Genomic DNA, 7791 nt, shown 5'->3' on the forward strand with positions numbered 1-7791 from the left:
CGGCGTCGCCGGCACGTCGCGCGGCGGCTGGCCGCGCTCGCCGAAAGCGGCCGCGCCGGCCGGCTCGACGACACGCACGTCCCAGCCCATCTGCGCAAGCCACGACGCGGTCATGTCGGCACGCACGCCGTCGTCGTCGGCGAGCACGATCCGCGCGCCGCGCACGGCTGCGTGATGGTCGGTCTCCTGCACGAGCTGGCCGCCCGGCGTGCTCAGGAAACCCGGCAGATGGCCGGCTTCGTATTCCTCCGGCGTGCGCACGTCGAAGCGGTACAGCGTGCGGCCCGGTTCGTCGAGCGCGGCGACGTCGGCGAGCGCGATGCGCGGCACGCCCGCGCGTTCGGCCACCGCGCGCGCAGCGCGGCGCGCTTCGTCGCGCTGCGTCGCGTCGATGTCTTCCGGAAAGCGCCGCGCGGCACCCCGCTCGAGCGTCTGGCCCGCGAGCGTCCAGCCGATCGTGCCGTTGCGCAGCGCCGCGACCGGATTCGGCAGCCCCGCGTTGACGAGCGACTGCGTGCCGATGATGCTGCGCGTGCGTCCCGCGCAGTTGACGACGACCTGCGTCGCCGGGTTCGGCGCAAGCGCGCGCACGCGCAGCACGAGTTCCGCGCCGGGTACGCTCGTCGAGGTCGGTATGTTCATCGTCTGGTATTCGTCGAAACGGCGCACGTCGACGATCACGACATCGGCCTGCGCGTCGATCAGCGCCTGCACCTCCTGCGCGGACAGCGACGGCGTATGCCGCTCGGCCTCGACCCATTCGCCGAACGACTTGCTCGGCACATTCACGTCGATGAACAGTTCGCCGCCCGCCGCGAGCCAGCCCGCGAGGCCGCCGTCGAGCAGCCGCACGTCGGTGTAGCCGAGTTGCGCGAGCTTCTCGGCCGCGCGCGGCGCGAGATCCTCGCCGCCGGCTTCGCCGAATACGACGATCGGCGTGTCGCGGCGCGGAATCCGCGTCCACGCGTCGAGTTCGAGTTTCGACAGCGGAAAGTTGGCGGCCCACAGCGGGTGGCCCTGCGCGTACGGATCTTCCTCGCGTACGTCGATCAGTGCGATCTCGTCGCGGGCAAGCAGGCGCGCGCGCACATCCTGGTACGACGCGACGGGAAAACGGGAAGTGGAATCGGCGGAGTGCGTCACGATGTCTCTGTATTGAATGCGTTGAAGTCGGTGAAGAAAGCGGAACGGATCAATCTTGGGCCCGCCGGCGCGTGCGGGCAACCGGCCTTCCGGCCGGTCGCTTGCGGCCGGCCGCATCGGCGGGCGTTGCATCAGGCGTTCGAATAGCCCGACACGAAGGGCTTCACGGTGCCGTCGTCCAGGTACACCGCGCGCTCGACCTTGCCGATGTTCGCGCCGTACACGTGGATGCTGATCGATACCTGATCGGCGAACGCGTTGGTCACGCGATGGACGTCGCCGATGCGCGGCGACACGGCCTCGATCTCGCCCGGCGCGAGCCGCACGGCTTCGCCGGACGGCACCGGCCGGCCCGCTGCGTCGAACCGGTACGGCTGCGAGAATTCGCCGCCGCGCAGCATCCCGATCAGCCCCCACACCGTGTGATTGTGGATCGGCGTCGTCTGGCCGGGACCCCACACGAAGCTGACGACCGAGAACCGCTCGTCCGGGTCGAGATGCAGCAGGTATTGCCGATAGCGCGCGGGGTCGGGCTGCGCGAACGCGTCGGGCAACCAGTCGTCGTGTTCGACGAGCGCGGCGAGCAGCGCACCGCCCTCGTCGAGGATGCGCGCCTCGTCCGCGCCGGACGCGAGCAGCGCGCCCAGACCGTCGACGAACGGACGCAGCGGCGTCTGATGCAACGAAAGCGTACTCATCGGCTGGCTCCTCGAATATGATGCCGAATATGATGGATCGTCATGATGCACCTGAAAGACCATGCAGAACAAACATGAAAATTAGCGATATCGACGCTTTTGCAGCGGTGGTCCGCTGCCAGACCCTGAGCCAGGCCGCGGCCGAGCTCGGGATGACGCAGCCCGCGATCACGCGGCGCGTCCAGAATCTCGAGGAAGCGCTCGGCGTGACCCTGCTCGATCGCAACACGAAGCCGCCGCGCCCGACCGACATCGGCCGGCAGGTCTTCGAGCAGTGTCGCGCGATCCTGCGCGAAGTCGATGCGCTGCGCGAGCTGACGGCCGGCGAGCAGCCGCCCGCCGGCGAGTTCCGGATCGGGCTCACGCAGGGCCTCGGCGAACTGATGCTCCCCGCGCTGATCGCCGAACTCGCCGCGCAGTGGCCCGCGCTCGCGACGCAGGTCACGACCGCGTGGGGCGGCATGCTCGTCGAGCGCGTCGCCCGCCGCGAACTCGATGCGGCGCTCGTGTTCCTCGCGCGCGAGATGGTGCTGCCGGCACAGGTCGACGGCGAACGGCTGCTGGCCACGCGGCTCGTCGCGGTCGGCCGCAAGGGTGACTGGCCGCGCCGCAGCTACCGGCTCGCCGATTGCCACGCTCATGGCTGGGTGCTCAATCCCGACGGTTGCGGCTTTCGTGCGGGCCTGCGGCGCGCGCTCGACGCGCAGGGCCTGCCGATGCCGGTCACGCTCGACACCTACGGCCGCGACCTGCAACTGCAGAGCGTCGCGAACGGCTTCGGCATCGGGCTGATGCCGCTGCCGCTCGTCGAAGGCAGCCCGCTGCGCGACGCGCTCGACATCGTGCCGCTCGCCGATTTCAAGCCGCACATCGATCTGTGGTTGCTGCGCCGGCACGATGCGGCCCGCTTCGGCGCGCCGCTCGCGGCCGTCGCCGCGCATGCGCGTGCGGCATTCTCGCTGCCCGAGCAGGCGCACGACCAGGCTGCGTGACCCTATCGGGCGGCGGCAGCATCGCGCCGCCCGGTCGATGCTCGCGCCAGCCCTGCTCCGCTCACGCATCGCTGCGGCCGCGCCCGGTTTCGTTGACCGACGCTCCGCCCGTTTCCGTCTCGCCGCCCCCTTTGCCGCCCGCTTCGCCCTTCGTCTCGCCCTTCGCTTCGATCCGGCTCGCCGCGTCGAGCACCGCACGCCCCGCCGCCACCGCGATCGCGTCGTCCTGCGGCGTATGCACGCGGCTGCACAGCACGTCGCGATAGTGGCGTTCGAGCGGATTGGCGCGGCTCAGCCCGTGATTGCCCGACAGCTTCAGCGCCTGCTCGACCGCACGGATCGCGTGCTCGGTCACGGTGCGCTTGACCAGTCCGCTCGTCGTGACCGGCGGTGCATGACCCGCGTCGGTGCGCGCGATGTGATCGTCGAGCAGCACGCGGTTCGCGTGCAGCCAGCCCTCGATTTCGCCGACCGCTTCCTGCACGCGCGGCAGCGTCGCGAGCGGTGCGCCCAGCCCGCTCGGCGCACGCGTCGTCGCGAATTCGACCACCCAGTCGCGCGACGCGCGCGCCACCGCGTCGTACAGGCTGCCGAGCAGCGCGACCATCCACGCCTGCTGGTCGGCCTGCGCGTCGGCATCCGCGTGGGTCGCGGCCGACACGGCCCATGCGTCCGGTGCGCGCACGTCGACCGCGTGATCGGCCGTCAGCCGGACGTCGTCGAACACGACCTCGTGGCTGCCCGACGCACGCAGGCCGAGGTGATTCCAGCTTTCGATCACGCGAATGCGATCGCCATCCGCATCGCGGTCGCGCGGCACGAGAAACACGCCGACGCGCGGCGCCGGTTCGTCGGTGCGCGCCCACACGGCCAGCCAGCGCAGCGCCGGAATCCCGGTGCTGTACAGCTTGTGGCCGGACAGCCGCCAGCCGTCGCCGTCGCGCCGGGCAACGGTTTCCGGCAGGCCGCCGCGCGACGGCGAACCGAGCGCGGGCTCGACCCGCAGCGCGTTGATCAGCGCACCGTGCGTGACCGCGCTGTCGAACACCGCGCGCCGCACCTGTGCGGGCCAGCGGTTGTCGGCCCGGCCGAGCGCGCGATGTTGCAGATAGGTCATCGTCAGCACCAGCGCGGTGGCCGGATCGGCCCGCGCGACGGCGGCGACGATCCGGCTCGCCTGCGCGAGTGTCGCACCGGCGCCGCCATGCTCGCGCGGCACGACCTGCGCGATCAGCCCCGCGCGATGCAGCCGCGCGAAGTTCTCGTGCGGAAAGCGGCCATCGACGTCGTTGCGCGCCGCATCGGCGGCAAGTTCCGGCGCGAGGCGCTCGAGCAGCGCGGCGACGCGTGCGTCGTCGGCATCGTCGGTGGGCAGGAGGCGCAGCGCGGGCGGATGCGGCGACGGCGAGGAAGCGGCAAGGCTGGCGGACATCGAAACGGATTCCCTGGGTAATACGGACAGGCGGCAAGCGCGACGGAGGTCGGCAACCGCGGCAATCGATCGCCACGCGGCGCGGTATCCCGTGAACCGGGCGATCCGCAACGCGTGCCCCCGGATTCGCCGGCGCCCGCGCGCCCGATCGTTCGTGAGCCCACAGCGTATGCGCAGCGCACACGCGCCCAAACCATGCAAATCTGATATTCAAATCGGGATTGATTATTTCCATTCCGCATGATCGCGGCGTTAACCTGCGCTCCATTCCTGCCCGGCCGCGCGCCGGGACATCCCCGCACCGGAGACCCAGATGAGCGTCGAATTCATCGGCATGATCCAGAGCCAGAAGCAGTCGGAAATCCACCCGCCGTCCGGCCCCGTGGTCGATCCCGGCTACGTGCGCGACTTTGCCCGCGCCCACGAGACGGCCGGCTTCGACCGGATCCTCGTGCCGCATCACTCGACCGGCCCGTCGGCGACGCTGACGATCGCGTTCGCGGCGGCCGCGACCGAGCGCATCCACTTCATGCTCGCGCATCGCCCGGGCTTCACCGCGCCGACGCTCGCCGCGCGGCAGATCGCGACACTCGACCAGTTCAGCCGCGGCCGGCTCGCCGTGCACTTCATCTCCGGCGGCTCGGACAGCGAGCAGCAGCGCGACGGCGATTTCCTCGACCATGACGCGCGTTATGCGCGCACCGACGAGTACCTCGGCATCCTGCGGCGGATCTGGACCGAAGCGCAGCCGTTCGATCACGACGGCACGCATTACCGGTTCAAACAGGGGTTCTCGGAAGTGAAGCCGTTCCAGCAGCCGCATGTGCCGATCTATTTCGGCGGCGCATCGGAAGCCGCGCTCGCCGTGGCCGGCAAGCACGCGGACGTCTACGCGCTGTGGGGCGAATCGCTCGACCAGGTGCGCGACCTGACGACCCGGGTGCGCGCCGAAGCCGCGAAGCACGGCCGGCAGGTGCGTTTCTCCGTGTCGTTCCGCCCGATCCTCGCCGCGACCGAGGACGAAGCGTGGGCGCGTGCGCATCGCATCCTCGACGAAACACGCCGGCTGCGCGAAGCGGCCGGCCTGGGCGCCGGCGGCCCGCAGCAAAGCGAAGGCGCGCGCCGCCTGCTGGCCGCGGCCGAACGCGGCTCGCGCGTCGACAAGCGGCTGTGGACCGAAATCGCCAGCCTCACCGGCGCGCGTTCGAATTCGACGGCGCTGGTCGGCACGCCCGAACAGGTCGCCGACGCGCTGCTCGACTACTACGACCTCGGCGTCACGACGTTCCTGATCCGCGGCTTCGATCCGCTGGAAGACGCGATCGACTACGGCCGCGAACTGATTCCGCGCGTGCGCGGCGCCGTCGCCGCACGCGACGCGGCGCGCCGCGCGGCCTGACGCAACCCGGGAGACCCTTACGATGTCCGCCGTTCCGTCCACACTCGAACGCACTGCGTCGGGCCTCGCGCTCGCCGCGTCGCCGCGCCAGCATTTCTGGTTCGATCCGCCCGCGCCGCGCATCGACGTCGCCGCCGAGCGCCGTCACCGTCAGGAGCGGCTCGCGGCCGCGTTCCGCCTGTTCGCTCGCTTCGGCTTCGCACAGGGGCTCGCCGGCCACATCACCGCACGCGACCCCGAACTGCCCGACCACTTCTGGGTGAATCCGCTCGGCGTGCATTTCTCGCAGATCAAGGTGTCCGACCTGCTGCTCGTCAACGCGCGCGGCGAAACCGCGATCGGTTCCCGGCCGCTGAACAAGGCCGCGTTCGCGATCCATGCGGCCATCCACGACGCGCATCCGCACATCGTCGCCGCCGCGCATACGCATTCGACGTACGGCAAGGCGTGGTCGACGCTCGGCCGCCCGCTCGATCCGCTCACGCAGGACGCGTGCGTGTTCTATGAAGACCACGCGCTGTTCGACGACTTCACGGGGATGGTCGTCGACACGAGCGAAGGCGCACGGATCGCCGATGCGCTTGCGAAACCGGACGGCACCACGCACAAGGGCGCGATCCTGAAGAACCACGGAATCCTGACCGCCGGCCCGACGGTCGAGGCTGCCGCATGGTGGTACATCGCGCTCGACAACGCCGCGCACACGCAGTTGCTGGCCGAGGCGGCCGGCACGCCGCAACCGATCGATCACGCCACCGCGCGCCACACGCACGGCCAGATCGGCGGCCCCGAGGGCGCGCTGCATGCGTTCGACAGCCTGTTCGCGCGCGTCGTCGCCGACGAACCCGACCTGCTCGACTGAGCGCCTTCCCGCACGACCGGAGACCAGACCACATGACCCGAACCGCCGCACCCGCGCCCGCCAATGCACACGACACGCGCGACACGCACGACGACAAACGCCGCAAGCTGCTGCGCGCGGCCGGCGCCGCCGCGCTCGCCGCGCCCGCGATCACGCTTGGCCGCAAGGCCTGGTCCGCGCCGCCGCTGAAGAAGCTCACGTTCGCGTGGAACCAGAACGCGTTCTGCCTGACGCCGATCGTCGTCGCGCAGGAGCGCGGCTTCTTCGAGAAGAACGGCCTGAAGGTCGAACTGATCAACTACAGCGGCTCGACCGACCAGTTGCTCGAATCGATCGCGACCGGCAAGGCCGATGCGGCGGTGGGGATGATCCATCGCTGGCTGAAGCCGCTCGAAGCCGGTTTCGACGTGAAGATCATCGGCAGCTCGCACGGCGGCTGCGTGCGGCTGCTCGGCTCGAAGGCGGCCGGCGTCACGACGCTGCAGGCGCTGAAGGGCAAGACGGTCGGCGTCAGCGACCTGGCCGCGCCCGGCAAGCATTTCTTCTCGATCCTGCTCGCGAAGAACGGGATCGATCCCGAGCGCGACATCACGTGGCGGCAGTATCCGGCCGACCTGCTCGGCGTCGCGGTCGACAAGGGCGAGATCCACGCGATCGCCGACGGCGACCCGAACCTCTATCTGCTCGAAAAGCGCAGCAACGGCGCGTACACGGAACTCGCCACGAACCTGTCAGGCGAATACGCACGCAAGGTGTGCTGCGTGATCGGCGCGCGCGGCGATCTCGTGCGCAATGACCGGCCGTCCGCCGCCGCACTCGCGCGCTCGATCGTGCAGGCCACCGAGTTCACGCACGACAACCCGAACGAAGCCGCGAAGGTGTTCGCGAAGTATTCGCCGAAGATCAGCCCCGAGGACCTGCGCAAGCTGTACGCGACGCTCACCTACACGCACCACCCGACCAACGTCGACCTGCAGCAGGAAATCGCGTTCTATGCGGACGATTTCCGCCGCATCAGCGTGCTGAAGAAGAGCACCGACCCGCAGCGCTTCGCGCAGCAGGTCTATGCGAACGTGCTCGGGTGACGCGATGTCGACGATCGAACACGCCTCCACCGCGCGCACCGCACCGTCACCGGCCGGCGGTGCGCCTGCTTCCGCTGCTTCCGCACGCGTGGCCTGCACGGCCTGCGAAGCGACGCTCGCGGCCGAAGCGCGCCGCGCGCGCACCTGGCCGACCGGCATCGCCGCCGCACTCGCCTGGGC

Annotated in this window: 7 protein-coding genes; 4 read left to right on the forward strand and 3 right to left on the reverse strand. The window is 70.3% G+C overall.

All coding sequences use genetic code 11. From position 1 onward, the window contains the following. Together DPV74_RS36795 and DPV74_RS36800 are read right to left on the reverse strand one after the other, a co-directional pair. A partial coding sequence (locus tag DPV74_RS36795; RefSeq protein ID WP_119338978.1) for a rhodanese-like domain-containing protein occupies positions 1-1143 on the reverse strand: 1143 nt, incomplete at its 3' end. A 131-nt stretch (positions 1144-1274) separates the two neighbouring features. Next, a complete protein-coding gene (locus tag DPV74_RS36800) occupies positions 1275-1841 on the reverse strand; it encodes a cysteine dioxygenase (RefSeq protein WP_027791458.1) in 567 nt (188 codons plus the stop codon). Positions 1842-1858: 17 nt separating this feature from the next. Between DPV74_RS36800 and DPV74_RS36805 the strand changes: the two genes are divergently transcribed. Continuing rightward, entirely contained in the window at positions 1859-2833 is a 975-nt protein-coding gene (locus DPV74_RS36805; protein ID WP_196487859.1) for a LysR family transcriptional regulator, read from the forward strand. A gap of 61 nt (positions 2834-2894) precedes the next feature. On the opposite strand, the gene DPV74_RS36810 is transcribed toward DPV74_RS36805, so the two are convergent. Next, positions 2895-4265: an acyl-CoA dehydrogenase family protein gene (locus DPV74_RS36810; RefSeq protein ID WP_119338976.1), complete on the reverse strand. Its 1371-nt coding sequence runs from the start codon at positions 4263-4265 to the stop codon at positions 2895-2897. A gap of 313 nt (positions 4266-4578) precedes the next feature. Here DPV74_RS36810 and DPV74_RS36815 point away from each other — a divergent pair, with 313 nt between their 5' ends. Genes DPV74_RS36815 through DPV74_RS36825 form a run of 3 tightly spaced genes read left to right on the forward strand, consistent with a single transcriptional unit; the run spans position 4579 to position 7611 of the window. Further along, on the forward strand, positions 4579-5664 hold the full coding sequence (locus DPV74_RS36815) for an LLM class flavin-dependent oxidoreductase (RefSeq protein WP_119338977.1): 1086 nt from the start codon (positions 4579-4581) through the stop codon (positions 5662-5664). A 22-nt stretch (positions 5665-5686) separates the two neighbouring features. Beyond that, positions 5687-6526: a class II aldolase/adducin family protein gene (locus tag DPV74_RS36820; protein WP_027791454.1), complete on the forward strand. Its 840-nt coding sequence runs from the start codon at positions 5687-5689 to the stop codon at positions 6524-6526. A gap of 32 nt (positions 6527-6558) precedes the next feature. Further along, positions 6559-7611 carry an ABC transporter substrate-binding protein gene (locus DPV74_RS36825; RefSeq protein WP_027791453.1) on the forward strand — a complete coding sequence of 351 codons (1053 nt, stop codon included), beginning with the start codon at positions 6559-6561 and terminating at the stop codon, positions 7609-7611. Positions 7612-7791: the final 180 nt, after the last annotated feature.

The organism is Burkholderia sp. HAN2018, assembly GCF_024704855.1.
In the GTDB taxonomy this organism is placed as follows: Bacteria; Pseudomonadota; Gammaproteobacteria; order Burkholderiales; family Burkholderiaceae; genus Burkholderia; species Burkholderia cepacia.

Bases quoted from the DNA above. Each gene is read 5' to 3' on its own strand.
- DPV74_RS36800 (WP_027791458.1), bottom strand. From the start codon at position 1,841: ATGAGTACGCTTTCGTTGCATCAGACGCCGCTGCGTCCGTTCGTCGAC.
- DPV74_RS36805 (WP_196487859.1), top strand. From the start codon at position 1,859: ATGATGCCGAATATGATGGATCGTCATGATGCACCTGAAAGACCATGC.
- DPV74_RS36810 (WP_119338976.1), bottom strand. From the start codon at position 4,265: ATGTCCGCCAGCCTTGCCGCTTCCTCGCCGTCGCCGCATCCGCCCGCG.
- DPV74_RS36815 (WP_119338977.1), top strand. From the start codon at position 4,579: ATGAGCGTCGAATTCATCGGCATGATCCAGAGCCAGAAGCAGTCGGAA.
- DPV74_RS36820 (WP_027791454.1), top strand. From the start codon at position 5,687: ATGTCCGCCGTTCCGTCCACACTCGAACGCACTGCGTCGGGCCTCGCG.
- DPV74_RS36825 (WP_027791453.1), top strand. From the start codon at position 6,559: ATGACCCGAACCGCCGCACCCGCGCCCGCCAATGCACACGACACGCGC.